22 protein-coding genes, 1 tRNA gene and 1 pseudogene are annotated in these 21,714 nt (G+C 60.3%); 18 read left to right on the forward strand and 6 right to left on the reverse strand.

The window, feature by feature from the left end; translation table 11 throughout:
* Positions 1-64 precede the first annotated feature (64 nt).
* Positions 65-811: a phosphatase PAP2 family protein gene (locus FHT28_RS13620; protein ID WP_168596506.1), complete on the forward strand. Its 747-nt coding sequence runs from the start codon at positions 65-67 to the stop codon at positions 809-811.
* A 39-nt stretch (positions 812-850) separates the two neighbouring features.
* Here the strand turns inward: FHT28_RS13620 and FHT28_RS13625 are convergent, their stop codons facing one another.
* Positions 851-1,492: a DUF1007 family protein gene (locus FHT28_RS13625; RefSeq protein ID WP_168596507.1), complete on the reverse strand. Its 642-nt coding sequence runs from the start codon at positions 1,490-1,492 to the stop codon at positions 851-853.
* Positions 1,493-1,956: 464 nt separating this feature from the next.
* Here FHT28_RS13625 and FHT28_RS13630 point away from each other — a divergent pair, with 464 nt between their 5' ends.
* The 3 genes from FHT28_RS13630 to FHT28_RS13640 all read left to right on the forward strand — a co-directional run bounded on the left by FHT28_RS13630 (position 1,957) and on the right by FHT28_RS13640 (position 4,302).
* On the forward strand, positions 1,957-2,328 hold the full coding sequence (locus FHT28_RS13630; protein WP_168596508.1) for a DUF2255 family protein: 372 nt from the start codon (positions 1,957-1,959) through the stop codon (positions 2,326-2,328).
* A gap of 14 nt (positions 2,329-2,342) precedes the next feature.
* Positions 2,343-3,326, forward strand: coding sequence for an aldo/keto reductase (locus FHT28_RS13635; protein WP_168596509.1), 984 nt, complete (start codon positions 2,343-2,345; stop codon positions 3,324-3,326).
* Positions 3,327-3,516: 190 nt separating this feature from the next.
* A complete protein-coding gene (locus FHT28_RS13640) occupies positions 3,517-4,302 on the forward strand; it encodes a carboxymuconolactone decarboxylase family protein (protein ID WP_168596510.1) in 786 nt (261 codons plus the stop codon).
* A 72-nt stretch (positions 4,303-4,374) separates the two neighbouring features.
* Here FHT28_RS13640 and FHT28_RS13645 read toward each other — a convergent pair whose 3' ends face one another.
* Positions 4,375-5,268: a LysR family transcriptional regulator gene (locus FHT28_RS13645; protein WP_037196112.1), complete on the reverse strand. Its 894-nt coding sequence runs from the start codon at positions 5,266-5,268 to the stop codon at positions 4,375-4,377.
* Between the two features lie 164 nt (positions 5,269-5,432).
* Between FHT28_RS13645 and FHT28_RS13650 the strand changes: the two are divergent.
* Both FHT28_RS13650 and FHT28_RS13655 read left to right on the forward strand, forming a co-directional pair.
* Positions 5,433-5,585: pseudogene (locus FHT28_RS13650) on the forward strand (cupin domain-containing protein); the annotation flags it as partial.
* A gap of 198 nt (positions 5,586-5,783) precedes the next feature.
* The gene (locus FHT28_RS13655; RefSeq protein WP_168596511.1) at positions 5,784-6,926 is read left to right on the forward strand and encodes an ROK family transcriptional regulator; all 1,143 of its coding nucleotides are present in this window, start codon (positions 5,784-5,786) and stop codon (positions 6,924-6,926) included.
* Positions 6,927-7,013: 87 nt separating this feature from the next.
* Here FHT28_RS13655 and FHT28_RS13660 read toward each other — a convergent pair whose 3' ends face one another.
* A complete protein-coding gene (locus FHT28_RS13660; protein WP_168596512.1) occupies positions 7,014-8,060 on the reverse strand; it encodes a Gfo/Idh/MocA family oxidoreductase in 1,047 nt (348 codons plus the stop codon).
* Between the two features lie 283 nt (positions 8,061-8,343).
* On the opposite strand from FHT28_RS13660, the gene FHT28_RS13665 reads away from it, so the two are divergent.
* The 6 genes from FHT28_RS13665 to ugpC all read left to right on the forward strand — a co-directional run bounded on the left by FHT28_RS13665 (position 8,344) and on the right by ugpC (position 14,935).
* Positions 8,344-9,642, forward strand: coding sequence for an extracellular solute-binding protein (locus tag FHT28_RS13665; protein ID WP_047553757.1), 1,299 nt, complete (start codon positions 8,344-8,346; stop codon positions 9,640-9,642).
* Between the two features lie 158 nt (positions 9,643-9,800).
* A complete protein-coding gene (locus FHT28_RS13670; RefSeq protein WP_047637751.1) occupies positions 9,801-10,730 on the forward strand; it encodes a sugar ABC transporter permease in 930 nt (309 codons plus the stop codon).
* Positions 10,727-11,569: a carbohydrate ABC transporter permease gene (locus tag FHT28_RS13675; RefSeq protein ID WP_047553751.1), complete on the forward strand. Its 843-nt coding sequence runs from the start codon at positions 10,727-10,729 to the stop codon at positions 11,567-11,569. Before FHT28_RS13670 ends, FHT28_RS13675 begins: the two co-directional genes overlap by 4 nt.
* A 148-nt stretch (positions 11,570-11,717) precedes the next feature.
* Complete coding sequence (locus FHT28_RS13680; protein WP_047553748.1) at positions 11,718-12,956, forward strand: ROK family transcriptional regulator; 1,239 nt, start codon at positions 11,718-11,720, stop codon at positions 12,954-12,956.
* A 30-nt stretch (positions 12,957-12,986) separates the two neighbouring features.
* Positions 12,987-13,841, forward strand: a complete 855-nt coding sequence (locus FHT28_RS13685; RefSeq protein WP_168596513.1) for a sugar phosphate isomerase/epimerase — start codon at positions 12,987-12,989, stop codon at positions 13,839-13,841.
* 29 nt (positions 13,842-13,870) lie between these two features.
* Positions 13,871-14,935 carry a sn-glycerol-3-phosphate ABC transporter ATP-binding protein UgpC gene (gene ugpC, locus FHT28_RS13690; protein WP_168596514.1) on the forward strand — a complete coding sequence of 355 codons (1,065 nt, stop codon included), beginning with the start codon at positions 13,871-13,873 and terminating at the stop codon, positions 14,933-14,935.
* Between the two features lie 307 nt (positions 14,936-15,242).
* On the opposite strand, the gene FHT28_RS13695 is transcribed toward ugpC, so the two are convergent.
* Positions 15,243-15,317 (reverse strand) — tRNA-Gly (locus tag FHT28_RS13695).
* A 244-nt stretch (positions 15,318-15,561) separates the two neighbouring features.
* On the opposite strand from FHT28_RS13695, the gene FHT28_RS13700 reads away from it, so the two are divergent.
* From FHT28_RS13700 to FHT28_RS13715, 4 genes are all read left to right on the forward strand, one after another.
* Positions 15,562-16,071 (forward strand): prolyl-tRNA synthetase associated domain-containing protein, encoded by a 510-nt coding sequence (locus FHT28_RS13700; protein WP_168596515.1) that lies wholly within the window; start codon positions 15,562-15,564, stop codon positions 16,069-16,071.
* A gap of 157 nt (positions 16,072-16,228) precedes the next feature.
* Positions 16,229-17,203 carry a thioredoxin gene (trxA, locus tag FHT28_RS13705; RefSeq protein WP_037196907.1) on the forward strand — a complete coding sequence of 325 codons (975 nt, stop codon included), beginning with the start codon at positions 16,229-16,231 and terminating at the stop codon, positions 17,201-17,203.
* A 222-nt stretch (positions 17,204-17,425) separates the two neighbouring features.
* Positions 17,426-18,094: an LON peptidase substrate-binding domain-containing protein gene (locus FHT28_RS13710; RefSeq protein ID WP_173412076.1), complete on the forward strand. Its 669-nt coding sequence runs from the start codon at positions 17,426-17,428 to the stop codon at positions 18,092-18,094.
* Positions 18,095-18,104: 10 nt separating this feature from the next.
* Positions 18,105-18,293, forward strand: coding sequence for a Trm112 family protein (locus tag FHT28_RS13715; protein WP_037196904.1), 189 nt, complete (start codon positions 18,105-18,107; stop codon positions 18,291-18,293).
* 18 nt (positions 18,294-18,311) lie between these two features.
* Here the strand turns inward: FHT28_RS13715 and FHT28_RS13720 are convergent, their stop codons facing one another.
* Complete coding sequence (locus FHT28_RS13720) at positions 18,312-18,785, reverse strand: VOC family protein (RefSeq protein WP_037196903.1); 474 nt, start codon at positions 18,783-18,785, stop codon at positions 18,312-18,314.
* A gap of 161 nt (positions 18,786-18,946) precedes the next feature.
* On the reverse strand, positions 18,947-20,161 hold the full coding sequence (locus FHT28_RS13725) for a ubiquinone biosynthesis hydroxylase (RefSeq protein ID WP_168596516.1): 1,215 nt from the start codon (positions 20,159-20,161) through the stop codon (positions 18,947-18,949).
* An 83-nt stretch (positions 20,162-20,244) separates the two neighbouring features.
* Here FHT28_RS13725 and tesB point away from each other — a divergent pair, with 83 nt between their 5' ends.
* On the forward strand, positions 20,245-21,129 hold the full coding sequence (gene tesB / locus FHT28_RS13730; RefSeq protein WP_092573162.1) for an acyl-CoA thioesterase II: 885 nt from the start codon (positions 20,245-20,247) through the stop codon (positions 21,127-21,129).
* A 214-nt stretch (positions 21,130-21,343) separates the two neighbouring features.
* Positions 21,344-21,694, forward strand: a complete 351-nt coding sequence (locus tag FHT28_RS13735; RefSeq protein WP_034509110.1) for a P-II family nitrogen regulator — start codon at positions 21,344-21,346, stop codon at positions 21,692-21,694.
* The last annotated feature ends 20 nt before the right edge of the window (positions 21,695-21,714 follow it).

The following is a 21,714-nucleotide window of genomic DNA, read 5'->3' on the forward strand; positions in this document are numbered from 1 at the left end:
AAGATAGATTTCTTTCCAGATATGGAAGAGGCAACGTGAAGATGCGACAGGCAGGCGATACGGCATGAACGATCAACGGTTTCGCAAACCAGGCATAATGGGATGGTTGAGCCGCTTTGAGCCCCTGCTGCTCGTGATGTTCGCCGCCCTTTCGGGCGGAGTTCTTCTGTTCGTCTCTCTGACGGGCGAGGTTCTCGAGGGAAGTACAAGGGGGTTTGACGAGGCGATCTTGCTGGCGCTTCGCCAGCCTGGTGACCTGTCTGTTCCCATAGGGCCGAGCTGGCTGACCCATGCGGTCAAGGACATCACAAGTCTCGGCGGCATCACTGTCCTCATGATGATGACGGTCCTGGTGGCGGTCTATCTGTTGCTCGACCGGCAGCGCGCCGTTGCCATCCTCGTATTAGCCTCGGTGCTTGGCGGATGGGCGCTGAGCACGACGTTGAAGCTCGGCGTTGCGCGGTCGCGGCCGGATATTGTGCCGCATCTGGTCGAGGTTCATGATCTAAGCTTCCCGAGCGGCCATGCGATGGTATCGGCGGTTACCTATCTGACGCTTGCAGTGCTCATTTCCGGTACGCGACGCTATCGCTCGACGCGCATCTTCACCATCGCGGTCGGCATCCTGCTGACATTGATGATCGGCGCGAGCCGGGTCTATCTCGGCGTGCACTATCCGACCGATGTTCTCGGCGGCTGGTGTGCCGGGGCGACCTGGGCGCTCGGCTGCTGGATCATCGCCCGCCGCTATATCTCGCTATCCCGAGGCACCGAAGGTTCGGCGCGAATCGATGCCGGCTCGCCTGATTAAGGTGATGGCGTCAGGCCGGGGGCAGGCCCTCGCGCAGCATCAGCACTGAACTTCCAGCCTCGTTGCCACGAGCAGCGAGTAGTCCGTGCCCTTCGGATCACTGAAGAACATGCTGGTGAGGGCTGCCTGGTTCTCCGCCATGACTTCCTTGGGGTTGGGCCTCACAACCTTGCTTTTGCAGCGGCCGAAGGCTGCTCCGGACGTCGCTATATCGTTGTCGGTGGCGAAATCGACCGCCGTGTAGAGCGTCTTGTCATAAATCCCGAAGATCGTGGTACCCTTGAGAAAGGTCTTCTGCTCGGGCTTCAATGAAAAGGTAAGGCTCAGCGAGCCGTCCTTGTAGTCTGCCTGGATCACGTCGGGCTTGGCCATCGGCACCGCTTTGCCGTTGCTGGTGACGTTCGTATAATAGCCGTACTGCGCAAGCGAATCCCGGACCGTCTTGCCGACGGCCTTAAGTTCGCTCGCGCTGAGCGTTTGGTTGCCAGCCTTATCGTAATCCATGAGGACCGAGGAAGAAAACACCTCGTCGAAGCTCCAGACGTTGCGCAGCTCGCTGATGGAGCCGTCGGGCGCCGCCACGACCTCGAACTTGGCATCGATGAAGATATGCGGATGGGCAAGGGCGGGCACAGGCAGAAGCGACAGCATCGCGATCAGCAGGGGCGTCTTTCTTTTCATGCGAGCAATACCGCGTTCTGTCCGTCAATTCGAGGTGCAGACCTGAACGTCAATTGAGACTGATTTGAGACCCGCATCCCCTAGTGGCTCAAGGGACGATCGGCAAGGGGCGAAGCATGTCTGCGGTTACAGCACCAGGCGAGATAGCCGTTGGCTCCTATCCCCGGCCGATGGTTCCCCGTTGGCGAAAGGCGATGGGCCGGGCGCAGACATGGTACCGCCGCTGTGGACGATGGTCGGGCTGGGCTTGGGATCTTCCGAAATCGAAGTGAGCCAGGGATTCCAATCCCTTTACGGCGACGGCACGTGAAGAAATGCATGATGCCTCTCTCACCTTCAGCACATTGATGAATCGGGCACATAAGTCCTAGCAGAAATAGGCCAATAGTCGGCAGACGGCAATTCTCTAGATGATGTCTGTCACCGGACAAAATTGCAGGCCGGCAGGCCAGGAGAAATGCCGTATGGCATGGGAGAAGGAAAGGCTCAAGCAAATCGCCGAAACGGACGATCTGCATATATCGCCGTTCAGAGATGACGGCGCGACCTATGGCACGCCAACATGGATCTGGTCGGTCGCTGTTGAGGACGGCCTCTATGTTCGCGGATATAGCGGCGCGAGATCTCGGTGGTATCAGGCAGCAATCCACCAGAAGGCAGGCCGGATCACTGCGGCCGGCATGGTGATCGAGGTTCTGTTCGAGGCCGCAAAGGGCGAGATCAACGACAAGATCGACGATGCCTATCGCACCAAATATTCGAAGAGCACTTATCTGGCTCCCATGATCGGGGAGCGTGCGCGCGCAGCGACCGTCAAGATCACGCCGCGCGATTAAAGGAGAATACCGACATGCAAAAACGCACGCTGGGCCAGGGCCTCGAAGTCTCGGCACTTTCCCTGGGCGCCATGGGATATGGATCGGCTCGAGAACTGCTTGACCGAGACGGCATGATCAAGCTCCTGCGGACGGCCGTCGAAAGGGGCATGGACTTCTTCGACACCGCCGAAGTCTACGGTCCGTTTACGAATGAGGAGATGGTCGGCGAGGCTCTCGAGCCTCTTCGCGATCGGGTCAAGATCGCCACGAAGTTCGGTTGGGACGTCGATCCGGATACGGGCGTCAATAGCGGCAATGTCAACAGCAGGCCGGATCACATACGAAGGGCGATCGAAGGCAGTCTCCGGCGGCTGCGAACGGACCATATCGACCTCCTCTATCAGCATCGGGTCGACCCCGACGTACCGATGGAGGATGTGGCTGGTGTCGTGAAGGATCTCATCGCGCAGGGTAAGGTCCGTTGGTTCGGTCTATCCGAGGCTGGGGCGAATTCCATACGCCGTGCCCACGCCGTCCAGCCCGTCGCGGCCCTGCAGAGCGAATATTCGCTTTGGACCCGCGAGCCGGAGGCCGAGATACTTCCAGCGCTTGAAGAGTTGGGCATCGGCCTCGTCCCCTTCAGCCCGTTGGGTAAGGGATTCCTCACCGGCAAGATCGATGTCGATACCTCCTTCGACAAGTCGGACATGCGTAACAGCATTCCTCGCTTCGCCCCCGAAGCAAGGGAGGCGAATCGGAAGCTTATCGATCTTATCGGGCGCATCGGTGGTCGCCATGGCGCCACGCCGGCCCAGGTGGCGCTTGCCTGGCTGCTTGCGCGGAAGCCCTGGATCGTGCCGCTCTTCGGGACGAGAAAGCTCGAGAGATTCGAGGAAAACGTCGGCGCAATCGACGTGCATCTGACGATGGAAGACTTGAACGAGATCGAAGCCGCGAACATCGAGATCCAAGGTGCGCGGTATCCGGAGGAACATATGAAGCGTGTCGGGATTTGACGCGCTGCCCTCATGATCAACGTCGTCGGTTGCGAGAGCATCGTGTCCTCTGCGATGCCGGGGCCGCTCATGTGCCAGGCCCATAAGCCCTATCAGCAACGGACATCTAATCCCTGAGATGTCGGCACCCATCTGTCAGCATGGGTGCCGAACGTTTCGGCCCAGTCTCGCTGTCGAAAAGGATAAGGATATGAACAAGCTTACCGCGACTGCCCTGTCAATGACGCTGGCCGCATCAACGCCAGCCTTGGCCGAGGACGACAGGAAAGGGCTCGCCTCCGCACCCATCACGATGGGTGATGTCCAGGCCGTCTCGCCTGCGCTTGCAAAATACACGCAAGACGCACTGCTCGGCGACCTCTGGAAGCGTCCGGGTCTCTCGCCTCGTGATCGCAGCGTCGTGACGGTGGCGGCGCTGATTGCCCGAAATCAGCCGATCGAGATGCCCTACCACTTCAATCTGGCGCTCGACAATGGCGTGACGTCCGCGGAACTCTCGGAGATCATCACACACCTCGCCTTCTATTCCGGCTGGGCCAATGCCATCACGGCTGTCGCCGTCGCCAAGGACGTCTTTGCCGCCCGCGGCATCGGCGCGGAGCAGCTACCCGAAGTGTCGCCAACCCCTCTGCCGCTGAACGAGGTGGCGGATGCTCAACGCGCTGCGAGCGTGGAGCAGAACGTCGGGCCGGTCTCGCAAGGCGTCGTTCAATATACAAACACTCTGTTGTTCAAGGATGTCTGGCTGCGGCCTGGCCTCGCTCCCCGCGACCGCAGCCTCATCACCGTCACGTCGCTGATCTCCTGCGGCCAGGTGGCGCAGATTACCTACCATCTCAACCGGGCCATGGATGCCGGGCTGACAAGGGAACAGGCGTCCGAGCTGCTGACGCATCTGGCCTTCTACGCCGGTTGGCCGAACGTCTTTTCGGCCGTTCCTATCGCCAGGGACGTGTTCGAAAAGCGGGAAAGCTGAGGGCACAATAGGCTCGCGGCGCCTGTTTCCATCAAGTTGGGGCGGGCGCGATCGAGACAGGAAGCCGGGTTGCTACCCCCGGTCCCGCAGCGCATCCACGACGACATTAAATGCCGCTGACGACTGCCGTCGGCTGGGGTAATAGAGGTGATAGCCCGGATAGTACGGGCACCAATCGCCCAGAACCTGAACCACGCGTCCGGCGTCGATTTCCGGCTTTGCCAGACCCTCCGGAACGAATCCCAGCCCATAGCCGTCAACCGCCATCGTCAGGATCTGCGTGATGCCGTTGCAGGTCAGCTGGCCGTCGACCCGCACCCGCAGCTCCTCGCCGTCCTTCTCGAACTCCCAGGCGTAGAGACCGCCACGAGTCGGCAGCCTGAGATTGATGCAATTATGCCTAGGCAGCTCCTGTGGCGTCACTGGGGCCGGATTTCGCTCGAGGTAGTCCGGGGAGCCGATGACGATCATGCGCTGTTCCGGGCTGATACGGACGGCGATCATGGCCTGCGACACGATCTCGCCAAGGCGTACACCTGCGTCGAAACGTTCCGCGACGATGTCGGTCAGGCCATAGTCGATGACGAACTCGACCTTGATATCCGGATAATTGTGCAGGACCTTGCGAAGCTTCGGCCACAGGACATGGTCGATCGCGAAATCTTCGGCAGTGATGCGAATGGTGCCGGCCGGCTTCTCCCTGAGATCGGTCAGCGCGATCAGTTCACCTTCGATCTCTTCGAAACGCGGACCGATCGTCGTCAGCAGACGCTCGCCTTCGGGCGTCGGCGCAACGCTGCGTGTCGTGCGTGTCAGCAGCCGAAGTCCGAGGCGCTCTTCGAGGCCGCGAATGGTGTGGCTTAGGCCAGACTGCGATATGCCGAGCTTTGCTGCCGCTTTCGTAAAGCTTCGCTCACGCGCGACGACGAGGAAGGCGAGCAGATCGTTAACGTTTTCGCGAAGCATTATGGACCTCTCGCATAAGTGCGAGGTATTCTAGCACAGATTATGGCTGCGGAGGCATGCAATTCATGTCTGCAGCCCATAAGTCTTTGCGGGATTTTGGCTCTAATCCTGCTGAATGGGCACACCTATGTTCTCGCAGGATAGGAAGCCGAAAGGAATGAACCATGGAAATCACCAGAAACGGTAGCAGCCCCTCCGGCAAGTGTCCCGCGAGCTGGTTCACCGGCACCGTGCGCGTCGATCTCTTGTTTGCCGCCAACGAGGCACGGCGCGGTTCGGCGGGCACCGTGACATTCGAACCCGGAGCCAGAACAGCCTGACGGCGCGGCTAGACTCGTATCGCCAAATAGGACGAACGAATAGGTGAGATACGGGCCGTGACGCGCATTGCGGGCCGTGTCTTACTGAGGTCTGGCCCATGCAAACTCTGGATAGGACAGGCCGTTCCGACACAAATGAGTTGCCAGTGATTTCCGCTTGGTCCACAAGCGTTAAAGGATTATCGGAAGGCGGTTATGCGGTATCTGAGGACAGGGCCGCGGCGGGCACAGGTTCCCCTCACGGACATCAAACGCGGTAAGACGGTCGGTCTGCGTTCCGGCGAAATTGCCGACCGAAACATCCGCGTCATCCTGGAAGCGATAAGGCGTCATGGTCCTCTGACGCGGCTCGAGCTTGGGCAGCATTGCGGACTGAGCGGTCCGGGAATCACCAACATATTGCGCCGACTCGCTGATGATGGCCTGATCAGCTCCAACAGGCGCAATCATCATGTTGGAGGCGCGTCGTCCTCCGAGTTTGCCTTGCGGCCGGAAGGGGCTTTTTCGATAGGCATCCGCCTGCGCCCGTCGCACGGCGAAATCGTCCTGATCGATCTTAGCGGCCAGGTGCACGAGCGCCGGACATTCAGCGTGACGGATGCGGCCGTCGATACCGCAAAGACCGCCGTTGACGATCTCATGCAAGGCGAAGCCAAATCCCTGCGGATCGTCGGGCTCGGCATTGCCGCGAATGGCTGGACCAACGAGCAGACCGACCGGCTTGCCGCCATGGTGACGCTGCCGCGCATATTCGTCGAGAACGAATGCACGGCCGCCCTGCTTGCGGAGCGCACGATGGGCAATGCCGTGCCGCTGGACGCGCTGGCGATGATCATCATCGATGAAGATGTCCAGGCTGGCTACCTCATCCGCGGAATACCCTTTTCAGGCGTTCATGGCAGAGCCGGCAGCATCGGCGAAATGCACACCGGCGCCGACAACGTTCCCCTCAATGGCGCTGTCGGTTTCGGCGCCTTGAGGGCGGTGTTGAGCCAAGAGGACTTCGAACGCATGCGCGAGGGACGCGAACTGCCGAGATCGCCGGCGCTCGACAAATGGGTTCGCAGCGCGGCCGGCCATCTCCTCGACCCGATCCTCGCCATTGCCGGCTTCATTGCGCCCAGCACGATCATGATCGGAGGGGATTTGCCGCGCGGCCTCATCGAATCCCTCATTCATCAACTGTCGATCGAACGCCGGGATACCACTGTCCGCCCGTTTCTGACCCCCTGGATTTCGCCGATGAAACCCGCAAGTTTCAGTGGCGGCGGTATTGCACTGGGCGCCGCCCTTTTGCCCTTCCTCGATACATTGCTGCCGCCGCCGGCGGCAGGCTAGGGCATGCGAAATTGAAGAACCGGAGCGTGGCGACCATTCGAACAAAAGACCATCACGCTCCGGTGGTTACAAGCTTGGTCGGCGATGTCAGGCAAGCGCCTTGTCCGCATGGCTGAGATCGGAGGCGATCGCTTGGTCGAGAACCTTCTGGATATTGGCTGCGCGCCGGAAGGACGGCTCCTGGGTCTTGCCCGCCCGCACGGCCTGGACGAAACGCTGATAGTTGGTCTCGACCGGGTCGAACGCGACGTCGCGCCATGTCGCCGTGTGAACATCGTCTCCAAGGCAGGCGCGCAACGTCGATTTGCCGGTATCGTATATGATCTCGATCGAGCCGGTCTCGCCGTAGACGCGCAGCCGTAGCTGGTCCATCTGGCCGGCAGCCGTCCGTGTCGCCTGGATCGTGCCGATTGCGCCACTGCTGAAATCGACGTTCATGGTGAAGCTGTCGTTCGCGTCGAGATCATATTCACCGATCTTGTTACCCGGGGCCTTGTTGAATGTCTTCAGCCGGGCGAAGACATGCGCCACGTCGAGCCCGGAGCCGTAGGACGTGAAATCGACAATGTGGATGCCGATGTCGCCGAGCGCACCGTTCGAGCCATGCTTCTTGCTCAATCGCCACAGCCATTTGCTTTCCGTCTTCCAGTCGCCCCAGTGCCGGCCGACCAGCCAGCTTTGCAGATGCGAGGCTTCGACATGCCGGACTTCGCCGATTTCCCCTGCCAGTACCATCTGGCGTCCCTTCTGCAGGGCCGGTGAATTACGGTAGGTGAAGTTGACCATGCCGACCTTGCCCGAACGCTCCATCGCGTCGGCCATCTCCATGGCTTTGACGGCATCCGTTGCCAGCGGCTTTTCGCAGAAGACGTGCTTGCCGGCGGCGATCGCCTGCAGGGTCGTCGGATGGTGAATGCGGTCCGGCGTCACGTTGGCGACGGCATCGAATTCTCCCCACGCCAAGGCTTCCTCCAGCGAGCCGAAATGATTGGGAATGCCGTGCTGCAAGCAAAACGCCGCGAGACGTTCGGGGTCTATGTCGACACCTCCCACGACGCTGACACCGTCAATTTCCTTGAATCTTGTGGCATGCTGGTTGGCCATGCCGCCGGTGCCGAGAATGAGCAAATGCATAATGTCCTCCTGGATCTAACAGCCGGCTATCGTCGCAGCCGGAGGAAAAGCACCTCCGTCGCAACCGCAGCATCCGGGTTGCGTGTTTCGCTATCTGGGAAAGGGCATTCGTCCCTTCAGCTCGTGTTGAAAGCCGCCATCCTTCGATCCTCCATCCCCCGGCTCGACATCAAATCCTTGACATCAAATCAAAGTAACTTAATCTATTTAATGCAGCATGGAAATGAGGAGAGGTCAACCGACCACCAGGCTGCATCCATTCACAATGGGGAGGAGACCCATCATGATCAGAGCAACCGTCAGCGCGCTTGCGCTGGGTTCAGCGTTGTTGTCAGTGCATGCCGTCTTCGCACAGGAATTGGCGACGAAAGACCGGATCGGCCTTGCCGATGCGCCCAAGACGCTCGTCGTCCGTCTGACGAACGATAGCCCGAACAATGCCGATCCGGCGATTGCCGACGGCTATCGGAAGCTGTTCGTCGATTTTATCAAGAAGCATCCGGACTGGAAGCTGCAGCTGCAGTTCATGTCGACTGACATCGGCACCGAGCAGGCGAAAATGCTCGAGCAGGCCAAGGCCGGGAATGCGCCGGATTGCGCCGCGGTCGATTCCTTCGTCCTGTCGCAGTTCATGGTCAATCACGTCCTCGCGGATTTCACGCCGTATTTCTCAAAGGATGAAGTCGCCGACCTCTTCCCCTTCATCCGCACCGGCATCCTCGACAAGGACGGAACGATCCGCGCCTGGTGGTGGGATACGGATCTTCGCGTGCTCTATCGCAACAAGTCCATCGTTCCCGATGCGCCGCAGACCTGGGACGGCCTGAAGACAGCGGCGCTCTCCTCCGTCAAGCAGGGAATGGAAGGCGTCCTTTTCAACGGCGGCCGCTACGAGGGAGCCACTTTCGATTGGCTTGCGAACTACTGGGCCCTTGGCGGCAAGCTGGTGGATGACAGCGGCAAGCCTGTGTTCGGCGAGGGGGAGAACAAGCAGAAATTTCTCAAGGCCCTGAATTACTACAAGGATCTCGTCGCTTCCGGTGCTGCGCCGAAACGGGTGACCACCATTGCCAACTATGATGATCTGAACGCTGCCGCCGCTGCGGGCACGACTGCGCTCTTCATCGGCGGCAACTGGCAATATGCGCAGCTAAAGGCAACGCTGGACGAGGCCGATTTCAACAACTGGACGTTCTCGCCGATACCCGGCCCGACCGCGGATCACCGCTCTACCGGTACCGGCGGCTGGACGATTGCCGCCTTCAGCAAGGACAAGGACAAGGTAGAGATGTGCGCCAATCTTGCTCGTGACGTCTATATGGGCCCGGCAAACGCATTGCAGCAACAGCTTCCGACCAGGAAGTCGCTATTCGATAAATATCCGGTCTTCGCCACGGATGCGAACAAGACCTTCTCGCAGGCATTGGCCGACGGGCAAGCGCGCCCTGGTGTGCCGATCTATCCCGAGATCTCCAATCAGATCCAGATCATGATGGGGGATGTCCTTTCCGGCACCAAGCAGCCGGAAGAAGCGCTCGATGGTGCCTTCAAGGCGACAATGGAGGCTTACAAGCGTCTCTAGCCGAAGCAATTCGGACGAAAGCGCAATGCGGCTTTCCGACCGGGATTGTTTGATGAAGGGATCGGCTCTGCGACCCGGTGATGGTTTGAGCCGATCCAGCCGCGGCGATGTCTCCTTGGGCGTCGTCAATCGCCATCAAAACGCGGATAGAGAAGCTCATGAGTCCCATCGCAATTGAGGCAGCAAGTCCGTCTCCCAGCAGATCGTTCGCGCGTCGCTTTGCCGGTGCGCCGCTGCCGTGGATGATGCCGGCAATCATCGTCATCGGCCTGTTTTATCTCTATCCGGTGTTCGACGTCTTCCGCCTGTCGCTGACCAATGCCACCCTTATCGGCGACAGCCAGCAATACACGCTGGACTCCGTCGTCAACACCCTGAGCTCCCCGCAGCTTCCCGACATTCTCTGGGCGACCCTCGTCTTTGTCGGCGGCAGCGTCGTAGGGCAGCAGGTTCTCGGCCTTGCAGTCGCAGTGGTCGTCGTTCGCGGCGAACACCGCGGCCTGTTCGGCACCGCCATCCTCCGGACGACAGCGCTGGTCGCCTGGGTCGTGCCGGGGATTGCCGGCGGCATCATCTGGCAGATGCTGTTTTCCGAGGCGCCTTATGGCGCCCTCAACAGCATCCTGCGTCTCATGCATCTGCCCGCCGTTGCCTGGTTGTCCGATCCGGCGATAGCGCCCTGGTCGGCGCTCTTGTCCAACATCTGGCGCGGCACGGCATTCTCCATGGTGGTCATGTATGCGGCGTTGAAGGCCATCGATCCCTCGCTCTACGAGGCTGCGGAAGTCGATGGCGCGACAGGGCGGCAACGGTTCATATTCGTGACCTTGCCGCAGCTGCGTTCGGCCATTCTCGTCAATATGATCCTCATCACCATCATGACGGTCAACACCTTCGATGCCATCATCACGCTGACAGGCGGCGGGCCTGGACGGGCAACGGAAGTCATCTCGCTCTACGTCTTCAACATCGTCTTCAGGAATTATGATCTGTCCGGGGGCAGCGTGCTTTCGGTGCTGATGCTGTTCATCAGTCTCGGTCTCGCCCTTGTCTACGCATCGTTTCTGCCCAAGGAGGAACAGCAATGAGTGTCAGAACGGGCAGCCGTCTCGGCGATGTCATCAGCTATCTCTTCATGCTGGTGATGTTCGTCTTCTTTGCCGGACCGCTTTCCTACCTGCTGTCGATGGCGATGCGAGACCGTCGGGAAATCTATCGCGGCGTTGCGAGGTACATCCCGAACAATCCGACCTTCGAGAATTTCGTGACCGTGCTGAACAACAGCTATTTCCAACTTTATCTCTGGAATGGCCTGAAGCTTGCGGCCTTAAGCGGGCTCGGCGTTCTGATCGTCGCGCTTCCGGCTGCCTATGCCTTTTCCCGCTTCCAGTTCCGCGGCAAGGGCCTGTCGATGATGGGGCTGTTGATGTTCCAGATGATCTCGCCGCTTGTGATCATGGTTCCTCTCTATCGCTATATGAACCGGCTCGGCCTGCTCGACACGCATTTCGCCGTTGTCATGGTCTATGTCGCGCTCGGCGTGCCGGTGGCGACATGGTTGTTGAAGAATGCGGTGGACAGGATACCGCGCAGCCTCGACGAAGCGGCGATGATCGATGGCTGCAACAGTTTCTCGGTTTTCTGGCGCATCATTCTGCCGTTGTCGGCACCGGGGATCGCATCGGTCTTCATCATCACCGTCATCGCGGGATGGTCGCAATTCCTCGTGCCGTTTCTGCTTCTCACGCAGAACAATCTGATGCCGATCGGCGTCGGAATCTTCAATTTCAAGGGAATGCAAACCGATTCCTCCGTGCAGTTGCTGGCGGCGGCCTGCCTGATCTCCGTTGTACCCGCGATCATCGCCTTCCTGTCACTGCAGCGGCTGATCCTTGGGGCGATGACCAGCGGGGCGGTAAAGGGCTGATGATGCTGACTGAAGGCATTCCAGGAAAAGCGCTTGAGCGGTTCTCCGTGCGAGATTGGAAACAACAAGGAGCAGTTTTGAGATTTCGTGACGAGCCGAACTGCCCTAACGGATTGAGTAAGGATTTCGGACGAGGGAATATTCAAACATGACGCAGACCGACGACGGGCACATCTTTCTCAACCTATCCGGCGCAAATGTCGGGGACGCCGGCGAGCACAACCGGGCCGTCGTGCTTCGCTGCATTCACCGCCAGGCACCGATTTCGCGCGCCGAAATTGCCCGCCAGACCGGCTTCACCAAGCCCGCCATCGCCCGGATCGTCGATCGGTTGCTGGATGAGGGCCTGATTATCGAGGCGCGCAGGCGGCACGGCCTCAGGGGCCAGCCGGCCATCGAGCTGGAGATCAATCCCGACGCTTATTTTGCGATCGGCGTCAACATCGATCGCGATCATCTGACCATCCTTGCCGTCGATGCGGTGGGCAACGTTCGGGCGCGCGTCCACTATGAGAAACGTTTCATCCTCCCTGGCGAATTCATGCAGCTCACGGCCGATGCCATCTCCCATTTCCAGCGGAGCCGGCTGATCGACGAGGCCCGCTTGGCCGGGATCGGTCTGGCCATGCCCGATTGGCTCGGCGAAATCTCGCTGCTTGGAAAGCCGCCGGAATACGAGGAATGGACGGCGTTCGACGTACGCGCCGCGCTGGAAGGATTGACGCCGCATCCGGTTTTCATCGAAAACGAGGCCAATGCCGCAGCGCTCGCCGAGTTGGAATACGGACTTGGCGCGGAGAGCAGCAGTTTCTTCTACATCGCCATCAACGCCTGCCCCGGCGGCGGCCTCGTTCTGGACGGCAACGGCCACCGCGGCGCGATGGGTCTGAGCGGAGAGATCGGCTGGTTGCCGATCGTCGATTCCACCCATAGCAGCGCCACCCGGGTGCAGCTTCTGGGTCAGATTTTCTCGCTGTTTTTTCTCTACGATTTTCTGGAAAAGCACGGTGTGCGGGCCCGCACGCCACAGGATCTCGTTGCCCTCGATTCCGACGGGCGGCGGCTGGTCTCGCAGTGGCTGATGGAGATGAGCGTTCATCTTGCCGTCGCCGTCAAGCATATCGGCGCGATCGTCGATCCGGATGCTGTCCTGGTCGGAGGCAGGCTGCCAATCCGCATGGTCGATGAATTGCTGCGTTACGTACACGAACATCTGCATCGATCGGACGCCAATCTGCCCTCGATCCACCGCGCCTCGCTGGGGGAGGATGCGTCGGCATTGGGAGCCGCGGCAATGCCAATGGCCACAGCGCTGATGCTTGCTTCGGCAAATCCCGCGCAGCGCACCCGTTCGCCGCTCAAGTTCATGGACCGTCTGACCGCCTAGGACCATTCAAGATCATTAGGGAGGATTTCGATGAAGATCGGCTTTTACACATCAACATTCAATGATCGGCCTTTGGAGGAGGTTGTCGACTTCGCGGCGGCCGCGGGCTTCGATGCAATCGAGATCGATGTCAGAGGCCATATACAATCGCCGGAGAAAGTTGCCGCGGCCGTCGCGCTGGCGCGCAGCCGCAATCTCTTCGTCTCATCCGTGGCCTATTTCGGCAACCAGCTCGATCCTGACCCATCGAAACGGGCTGAGCTGCATGCCACGACTGCGGAGTTTGCACAGGCGATCGGCGAGGCGGGCGTTCCGATATTCGTGATCTTTCCGGGGCGCGACAATACTGCAAGCGACGCCGAAAACTATGATGCCTTTGCCGAACACGCCAACGGGCTGATCGCGGCGACGCGATCGAGCGGGCTCATATTCGCCATTGAGAACTGGCCGGGTCCGCACGACAATTTCGTCGGCACGACGCCAAGTGGCTGGAGGGAGCTTTTCGACAGAATTCCCGATCGCCGCTTCGGCCTCGAATTCGATCCGTCGCATCTGATCCGCATCGGGATCGACCCATACAAGGCCCTGGAGGAGGTCCTGGATCGGGTTGTCATCCTGCATGCCAAGGACACGGCGATCGATGCTGCCGCGCAGCAGGCCGTCGGTTACCATGGCAAGGGATGGTGGCAATACAAGCTGCCCGGCAAGGGCGTGCTCGACTGGCCGCGGTTCCTGCGTCAGGCGCGCGCCGCGAACTTCGATGGAACGCTCTCCATCGAACATGAGGATGCCGCCTATGGCTGGCCGGGCAAGGATCTCGAAGCCCGCAGGGAGGGGGAGCGGCAGGGCCTCGCTTATCTGCGAGGCGTGATCGGCGCTCTCTAATCGCCTGCAACCCGGGAGGATGAATGGCAATGGCACATGTCTTGGTCAACAACGCGCGTAAGGACTATGGAGCGTTCAAGGCGATCAAAGGGGTGTCCGTCGACATAAAGGACGGCGAGTTCGTCGTCCTCGTCGGACCGTCCGGCTGCGGGAAGTCGACGCTCCTGCGCATGATCGCCGGCCTGGAAGGTATCACGTCGGGCGAGATCCATATCGGCAAGCACGTCGTCAACGAACTGGCGCCGAAGGACCGGGACATCGCCATGGTCTTCCAGAACTATGCGCTCTATCCGCATATGACCGTGGCTCAGAACATGGGATTTTCGCTGCGGCTGAAGCGGATGCCGAGAGCCGATATTGCCGCTCGTGTGGGCAATGCCGCACGGATCCTGGGGCTGGAAAGCCTCCTGGAACGATATCCGAAGCAGCTTTCGGGCGGACAGCGCCAGCGCGTCGCGATGGGGCGCGCCATTGTTCGCGATCCCGCCGTGTTTCTGTTCGACGAGCCCTTGTCCAATCTCGATGCCAAGCTGAGGGTTCAAATGCGCTCGGAAATCAAGGAGCTTCATCAGCGCCTGAGAACCACCACCATCTATGTCACCCATGACCAGATCGAGGCGATGACGATGGCCGACAAGATCGTTGTCATGAAGGATGGCCGCGTCGAGCAATCCGGATCCCCGCTCGACCTCTACGACCGGCCGGGCAACCTCTTCGTTGCGGGTTTCATCGGCTCGCCGGCGATGAACTTCATCAACGGAACCATGACGCCCGAGGGATTCCGGACCGCAGACGGCATGGTCTTGCCAAGCGACCGAACGATGGCGGAGGCGGTGACGTATGGGATTCGCCCCGAGGATATCCGGCTCGATCCGGCGGGTGTGCCTGTCTCGATCGTGGTGGTCGAGCCTACGGGATCGGAAACGCTCGTCGTGGCCAAGCTGGGTGAACAGACCATCAGTTGCGTGTTCCGGGAAAGGATCAAGGCGAAGCCCGGGGACCTGCTGCACGTTTCGCCGAACCGGCCGACGATCCATCTCTTCGACACGGAAGGGAGCCGTCTCGGGGCGGGCGAGGCCGTGACATCCTATTGAACGTCTCGATGTCGCTGCGCGAGGCACGGCGCGCGGCCGGCTGCCGGCTTATACGCGCAGTTCATCGTTCCGTTACCCGCCGACCCGGCCCGTTCGCTCGAAGGCCGGCGGCTACGGATATTGTCAATTCGACGCGCGAACGCCAGGGTTTGGAGCCGCGGCTGCGATCAGGCATTAATGATCTGGGCTATATCGATTTGGAACGGAGGACTTTGCAAACCATCGACAACCGGTTCGGCACGAGGTCGTCACCCCTGTCTCGGGGGGACAACCGTTATCTATGTCTTCGTATAGACAAAAGAGAAACTGGAGCGGGCGAAGGGATTCGAACCCTCGACCCCAACCTTGGCAAGGTTGTGCTCTACCCCTGAGCTACACCCGCTCATCTCCGCAGTGGTCCGGGGTAGTGTGTTGGACCGCTGGGCGTCGTCTTGCGGCGACGGGCGCTATATGGCCTAACCGTTTTTCAAATGCAACAAGGAAATGACGAGTTGGCGAAGAAAAATTGCGGGTTCTTTTCGGTAGCTGCCGGAAAGCCCGGAAACGCCGCTCTTCGTCGTCTGGAAGATTGCAATGGAATTGTGGGCGACGTATCAGGGGCGGAACCATTTCCATTGCGAGACGCCATGACCGAGACCAGCCCGAAAGACCGCGACGATCTTTTCCTCTTCCTGGATAGTCTCGGCATTGTCCACAGCACCAAGGATCATGCCCCGGTCTTCACCGTCGCCGAATCGGTGTCGCTGCGCGACGAGATTCCCGGCGGCCATACGAAGAACCTGTTCGTGAAGGACAAGAAGGACAATTTCTTCCTGTTGACCGTCGAGGAAAACGCGACGGTCGATCTGAAGACGGTGCATACGCTGATCGGCGCCGCCAGCAAGGTCTCCTTCGGCAAACCGGAAAAGCTGATGGAATATTTGGGCGTTGTTCCCGGCTCGGTGACGGCGTTCGGCGCGATCAACGATACCGAAAAGAATGTCACCTTCGTCCTCGATGCCGATCTGATGACGCATGACATCGTCAATTGCCATCCCTTGTCGAACGATGCGACGACGTCGATTGCCAGCGCCGATCTCTTGCGTTTCATGGAAGCAACGGGTCATGTGCCGCTAGTCTTGAAAGTGACGGGCTAACGTACGATTTTAGCGCTAAGATCAGAGCGATCCGACTTCTCTTCGAATTGTCCGATCGCTTAGGCTATTTCATCGAGCGCGATGCCATGCAAAGCTGGTCGGCTTGCATGAGGATCGTGCTTCCAAAGTTCAGGATGCCGGCAGGCGGGAGATACTCATGAGCGGTCCGAACAATCCCTACAACGCTTCCTTCGGCGGACAGATGTCGGCCTCGGCTTCCTACGGGGCTGCGCCAGCGGCATCCGGGACTTCGCCGATCAAGGACACCACGACCGCGACTTTCGCCAAGGATGTCATCGAGGAGTCGCGCAATCAGCCCGTGCTCGTCGATTTCTGGGCGCCCTGGTGCGGTCCGTGCAAGCAGCTGACGCCGGTTCTCGAAAAGGTCGTCAACGAGGCTAATGGCCGCGTCAAGCTGGTCAAGATGAACATTGACGACCATCCGTCCGTCGCCGGTCAGCTCGGCATCCAGTCGATCCCGGCAGTCATCGCCTTCGTCGATGGCCGTCCGGCCGATGGCTTCATGGGTGCGGTTCCCGAAAGCCAGGTCCGCCAGTTCATCGATCGTCTCGGCGGTCCCGCGGGCGGTGCCGACGATCAGGCAGCCGAGATCGCGGCCGTTCTCGAGGAAGCCGGCGGCCTGCTCGCAGCCGGCGACGTCAATGGGGCGGCCGAACTGTTCGGCGCGGTGCTGCAGGCCGATCCGGAAAACCCCAAGGCACTCGCCGGCATGGCGGAATGCATGATCGCCGCCGGCCAGAGCCAGCGGGCGCGCGAAGCATTGGCGGACCTGCCCGAGACGCTTGCCAACGATGCCGGCATACAGGCCGTGGTGAAGAAGCTCGACCAGATCGACGAAGCCCGCAAGCTCGGCGACCCCGTCGCGATCGAGCATGAACTGGCGACCAATCCCGACAATCACGAGCAGCGCATCAAGCTTGCCAAGATCCGTAACGTCGAAGGCAAGCGGGAGGAGGCGGCCGAACATCTGCTTCTTATCATGCGCCGAGACCGCAGCTTCGACGACGATGGCGCCCGCCGCCAGTTGCTGGAGTTCTTCGACGTCTGGGGCCCGAAGGATCCGGCAACGATCGCTGCCCGCCGCAAACTTTCATCGATCCTGTTTTCCTGAGCGTGCAATGCTTGCGCCAAACCTCCCTTACGACAGTTCGCCAGGCGGTGGTCGTAGGTGGAGGGGAAGCGGGAGGTATCGCCGTTTTGACTCGAAATACTCTTGTGTTTTCGGCAGATAGGGCCACATTGTTCACTGGCGCGGCGTGAGATGGGGCGCGGCCGCGACTGTGTGTCGTTCCTGCGCGGCCCACTGCGGCGCGTGGCGCAGTGATCTAGCGGGATGGAAAACATGCAAGTCGGAAATGCCAGATATCTGAAGCCGAGCGATCTGCCTGAAACTGTGGTCGTCTTTCCTTTGTCTGGTGCCTTGCTGCTGCCGGGCGCGCAGCTGCCGCTTAATATTTTCGAGCCGCGCTATCTCGCCATGTTCGACTCGGCCATCGCCGGAAACCGGTTGATTGGAATGGTGCAGCCGGCGCTGGGCGAGCCGGCGGACTCTTCCAATCTATCGCATGTCGGCTGCCTTGGGCGCATCACCTCGATCGCGGAAACCGGCGATGGCCGCTATATCGCGTCGTTGACCGGGATCTGCCGCTTCCGGCTGATGGATGAAGTCATCGGCCACCAGCCCTATCGCAGCTTCCACATCACGCCCTTCATTTCCGACCTCAAGTCGCGCGACGAGGAGGATACCGTCGATCGGGCCGAGCTGCTGTCGGTTTTCCGGGCCTATCTGGACGCTAACAAGCTGGAAGCGGATTGGGAAAGCGTGGAGCGGGCGAGCAACATGATGCTGGTCAATTCGCTGGCGATGATGGCGCCCTTCGATCCCGCCGAGAAACAGGCGCTTCTGGAGGCGCCCGACCTGAAGACCCGGGCCGAGACCTTCATCGCGATCGTCAAGATCGTACTTGCTGGCTCGGGCGAGACCGATTCCATGCTGCAATAGGAGTGGTGTGATGGATATCACGGTCAGCAAGGTGGATCCGAAACTGCTTGAACTGCTCGTCTGCCCGCTCACCAAGGGGCGGCTCAGCTACGATCGGGAAAAGAACGAGCTGATCTCCGAAAAGGCGCGCCTCGCCTACCCGATCCGCGACGGTATTCCGATCATGCTGATTTCGGAAGCGCGACGCATCGAGGATTAACGTCCGCACCATGGCGCCTCAGCCGCGCCGAGCTGCTTCGATCACCCCGACGTCGATCTTGTTCATGGTCATCATCGCATCGAAGGCACGCTTTGCCTGATCGCCGCCTGCCGCGAGCGCTTCAGTCAGGACGCGCGGCGTGATCTGCCAGGATACACCCCATTTGTCCTTGCACCAGCCGCAGTTGCTCTCGCGGCCACCATTGCCGACAATGGCGTTCCAGTAGCGGTCGGTTTCTTCCTGATCGTCCGTTGCGATCTGAAATGAGAAGGCTTCACTGTGTGTAAACGCGGTGCCGCCGTTGAGGCCGATGCAAGGAATACCGGCAACCGTGAATTCAACGACCAATACGTCTCCCTGCTTACCGTCCGGATAGTTTCCGGGTGCGCGGATGATGGCACCGACTGCGCTGTCGGGAAAGGTCTCGGCGTAGAAGCGGGCAGCGGCCTCGGCGTCTTTGTCATACCATACGCAGATCGTGTTCTTTGCCATTGCATGGTCCTTTCGCTCGTCGGGTTCCCAATTCCCTGCTTAAATAAGAGGCAAACTGTCTTTCTCCAGTCCATGGAAGCGATTTTACACCCTTAAAGTGCTCGAGGTGCCCGCTTCGGGCCGACGGAAGGCATGCCGATGGGGATTTCGGCTTCGGCCGTTCAGATGGCCTCTCCGGCGAGCAGCCGTGGATTGTCCTTGGCGGCCGTGCCGGCGGCCTGGCCCATGAAGAAGGACTTCAGGCTCGGCAGCCGGTCGACGATCCCAAGCCCGAAATCGCGGGCGACGCGCAATGGCGTGATGTCGTTGGAAAACAGCCGGTTCAGGGCGTCGGTGGTCACCCCCATGCGGAAGGTGTCGAAGCGCCGCCAGGTCTGGTAGCGCTCGAGGATGTTGATCGAGCCGATGTCGAGGCCGAGGCGGTCGGCTTCGACGACGGTTTCGGCAAGGGCTGCCACATCCTTGAAGCCAAGATTGAGGCCCTGGCCGGAGATCGGGTGGATGCCATGGGCCGCGTCGCCGGCGAGCGCGAAACGCGGCGCGACGAAGGCACGGGCGAGCGTCAGGCCGAGCGGAAAGGCACGACGCTCGCCGACGGCGTGCAGCGCACCGAGCTTGTGGCCGAAGCGGCGCTCCAGCTCCTCTTCGAAGACAAGATCGTCCGAGGCGACCAGCCGGTTGGCATCGGCGGTGCGCTCGGTCCAGACGAGGGAGGAGCGGTTGTTCTTCAGCGGCAGGATGGCAAAGGGGCCCGACGGTAGGAAATGCTCCTCGGCGCAGCCGCCATGCGGGCGCTCATGCTCGACGGTCACGACGATGCCGGACTGGTCGTAGTCCCAGTTGACGGTCTTGATGCCTGCCATGTCGCGCAGCTTGGAGCGTACCCCGTCGCAGGCGACCAGCAGGCGTGTTTCCAGCACGCTGCCGTCCGAAAGGGTCAGCGCGACCTTGGCATCGTCGGTCACGAATCCGGTGGCGCTGAGGCCGTGGCTGATGGTGATATCGAGGCGTTCGCACGCGCGGCGCAGCGCGGCGACCATGGCAAGGTTCGGCACCATGTGGGCAAAAGGCTGGCCTTCGGCCACTTCGCCGTCAAAGGTGAGGAAGACGGGACGCACGGGATCGCTGGTGCGCGAATCGGTGACGATCATGCGGGTGATCGGTTCTGCTTCCGGCGCGATCTCGTCCCAGACGCCCAGGACTTCAAGCATCTTCGAGGCGGCAGCGATGACCGCCGAGGCGCGCATGTCCTTCTTCCACGCGGTTTCCGGAGCGGCTTCCACGATCATGACGTCGAGATGGGGGGCTGCCTGCTTGACGGCCACCGCAGCGGCAAGACCCACATATCCGCCACCCACTACCAGCATGTCCAACATAGCGCTTCCCTGTGTCCCACTGTCATTTCCTGTTCTATATAGAGCATCCTGTTCATGGTTCCTACCATCGGAGTTCAACCAAAATGTCGCGAGAGAGCGAGAAGCCGACCCCCATGGAAGCCGTGCTTGCGACGCTCGATCTGGAAACGATCGAGATGAACCTGTTTCGCGGCAACAGCCCGCAGGTGGGCTGGCAGCGCGTGTTCGGAGGGCAGGTCATAGGCCAGGCGCTGATGGCGGCGCAGAGGACGGTGGCGGACGATCGCTTCGTGCATTCCCTGCATGCCTATTTCATGCTTCCGGGCGATCCCGCGGTTCCGATCCTCTACCAGGTCGATCGGCTGCGCGACGGTTCCAGTTTCAACACAAGGCGCGTGCTGGCCGTGCAGCATGGCAAGGCGATCTTTGCGTTGACGGCCTCCTTCCAGTTCGACGAGCCCGGCTTCGAGCACCAGGGCGAGATGCCGCAAGTCCCTATGCCGGAAGAGCTGATGGATGAGGAGCAGGTCAAGGAGCGCTATCTCGCCCATGCGCCCGAGAACGTGCGCCGCTATTGGGAGCGTAAGCGGGCGGTCGAGATCCGGCCGGTATCGATCGAGGGCTATTTCTCCCGCTCGCAGCCGAGCCAGCGGCAGAATATCTGGGTGCGCCTGACCGGCCCCGTGCCGGACGACCGGCTCTATCGGAACGCCGTGCTCGCCTATCTTTCGGATATGACTTTGCTCGACGTCGCGCTCAACGCGCATGGCACATCGGTTCTGGATCAGGGCATCCAGGTTGCGAGCCTCGACCATGCCATGTGGTTTCACCGCCCGTTCAAGCTCGACGACTGGCTGCTCTACAGCCAGGAAAGCCCCAGCGCCTCCGGCGCGCGCGGGTTCACCCGCGGCAGCCTGTTTACGCGATCCGGTGTCTTGATTGCGTCTGTCGCGCAAGAGGGGCTGATTCGTAAAAAGGCAAATGATTAAATAAGGTGCAAATTTATAAAAATGCACTTTATTTGTGCAGAGGCCACGCCGCGAACTGCCGCTTTATTGGGTTTATTCGATAAATCTGTTAGATTTCAATATGTTATAATTGTGTCACGAATCTGGCACGCCCCTTGAATGTGTACCCACAGTCGCTGCTGAAACATTCGTCGGCGGCAAGGAGAGTCGGCTCCATGCCGAGGGTAAACAAAGGATGGGAAACCAGATGAAAATTGTGATGGCCATTATCAAGCCGTTCAAGCTCGATGAGGTCCGTGAGGCCCTCACGGCTGTCGGCATCCAGGGCCTGACTGTGACCGAAGTGAAAGGCTACGGGCGCCAGAAGGGGCATACCGAGATCTATCGCGGCACCGAATATGCCGTCAGCTTCCTGCCGAAGCTGAAGATCGAGGTCGCGGTCGCATCCGAAATCGTCGACAAGGCTGTCGAGGCCATCGCGTCGGCCGCCAAGACCGGCCAGATCGGCGACGGCAAGATCTTTGTCTATTCGATTGACCATGCCGTGCGCATCCGTACGGGCGAAACCGATTCAGAAGCGCTGTAAGACACGGCTGATCAGGGAGT

The sequence above is a fragment of the Rhizobium sp. SG570 genome (genome assembly GCF_012275345.1).
Lineage (GTDB): Bacteria > Pseudomonadota > Alphaproteobacteria > Rhizobiales > Rhizobiaceae > Rhizobium > Rhizobium lusitanum.

Excerpts from the sequence above, each read along its gene's own strand:
- FHT28_RS13620 (WP_168596506.1), top strand. The coding sequence starts at position 65 with ATGAACGATCAACGGTTTCGCAAACCAGGCATAATGGGATGGTTGAGC.
- FHT28_RS13625 (WP_168596507.1), bottom strand. The coding sequence starts at position 1,492 with ATGAAAAGAAAGACGCCCCTGCTGATCGCGATGCTGTCGCTTCTGCCT.
- FHT28_RS13630 (WP_168596508.1), top strand. The coding sequence starts at position 1,957 with ATGGCATGGGAGAAGGAAAGGCTCAAGCAAATCGCCGAAACGGACGAT.
- FHT28_RS13635 (WP_168596509.1), top strand. The coding sequence starts at position 2,343 with ATGCAAAAACGCACGCTGGGCCAGGGCCTCGAAGTCTCGGCACTTTCC.
- FHT28_RS13640 (WP_168596510.1), top strand. The coding sequence starts at position 3,517 with ATGAACAAGCTTACCGCGACTGCCCTGTCAATGACGCTGGCCGCATCA.
- FHT28_RS13645 (WP_037196112.1), bottom strand. The coding sequence starts at position 5,268 with ATGCTTCGCGAAAACGTTAACGATCTGCTCGCCTTCCTCGTCGTCGCG.
- FHT28_RS13655 (WP_168596511.1), top strand. The coding sequence starts at position 5,784 with ATGCGGTATCTGAGGACAGGGCCGCGGCGGGCACAGGTTCCCCTCACG.
- FHT28_RS13660 (WP_168596512.1), bottom strand. The coding sequence starts at position 8,060 with ATGCATTTGCTCATTCTCGGCACCGGCGGCATGGCCAACCAGCATGCC.
- FHT28_RS13665 (WP_047553757.1), top strand. The coding sequence starts at position 8,344 with ATGATCAGAGCAACCGTCAGCGCGCTTGCGCTGGGTTCAGCGTTGTTG.
- FHT28_RS13670 (WP_047637751.1), top strand. The coding sequence starts at position 9,801 with ATGAGTCCCATCGCAATTGAGGCAGCAAGTCCGTCTCCCAGCAGATCG.
- FHT28_RS13675 (WP_047553751.1), top strand. The coding sequence starts at position 10,727 with ATGAGTGTCAGAACGGGCAGCCGTCTCGGCGATGTCATCAGCTATCTC.
- FHT28_RS13680 (WP_047553748.1), top strand. The coding sequence starts at position 11,718 with ATGACGCAGACCGACGACGGGCACATCTTTCTCAACCTATCCGGCGCA.
- FHT28_RS13685 (WP_168596513.1), top strand. The coding sequence starts at position 12,987 with ATGAAGATCGGCTTTTACACATCAACATTCAATGATCGGCCTTTGGAG.
- ugpC (WP_168596514.1), top strand. The coding sequence starts at position 13,871 with ATGGCACATGTCTTGGTCAACAACGCGCGTAAGGACTATGGAGCGTTC.
- FHT28_RS13700 (WP_168596515.1), top strand. The coding sequence starts at position 15,562 with ATGACCGAGACCAGCCCGAAAGACCGCGACGATCTTTTCCTCTTCCTG.
- trxA (WP_037196907.1), top strand. The coding sequence starts at position 16,229 with ATGAGCGGTCCGAACAATCCCTACAACGCTTCCTTCGGCGGACAGATG.
- FHT28_RS13710 (WP_173412076.1), top strand. The coding sequence starts at position 17,426 with ATGGAAAACATGCAAGTCGGAAATGCCAGATATCTGAAGCCGAGCGAT.
- FHT28_RS13715 (WP_037196904.1), top strand. The coding sequence starts at position 18,105 with ATGGATATCACGGTCAGCAAGGTGGATCCGAAACTGCTTGAACTGCTC.
- FHT28_RS13720 (WP_037196903.1), bottom strand. The coding sequence starts at position 18,785 with ATGGCAAAGAACACGATCTGCGTATGGTATGACAAAGACGCCGAGGCC.
- FHT28_RS13725 (WP_168596516.1), bottom strand. The coding sequence starts at position 20,161 with ATGTTGGACATGCTGGTAGTGGGTGGCGGATATGTGGGTCTTGCCGCT.
- tesB (WP_092573162.1), top strand. The coding sequence starts at position 20,245 with ATGTCGCGAGAGAGCGAGAAGCCGACCCCCATGGAAGCCGTGCTTGCG.
- FHT28_RS13735 (WP_034509110.1), top strand. The coding sequence starts at position 21,344 with ATGGGAAACCAGATGAAAATTGTGATGGCCATTATCAAGCCGTTCAAG.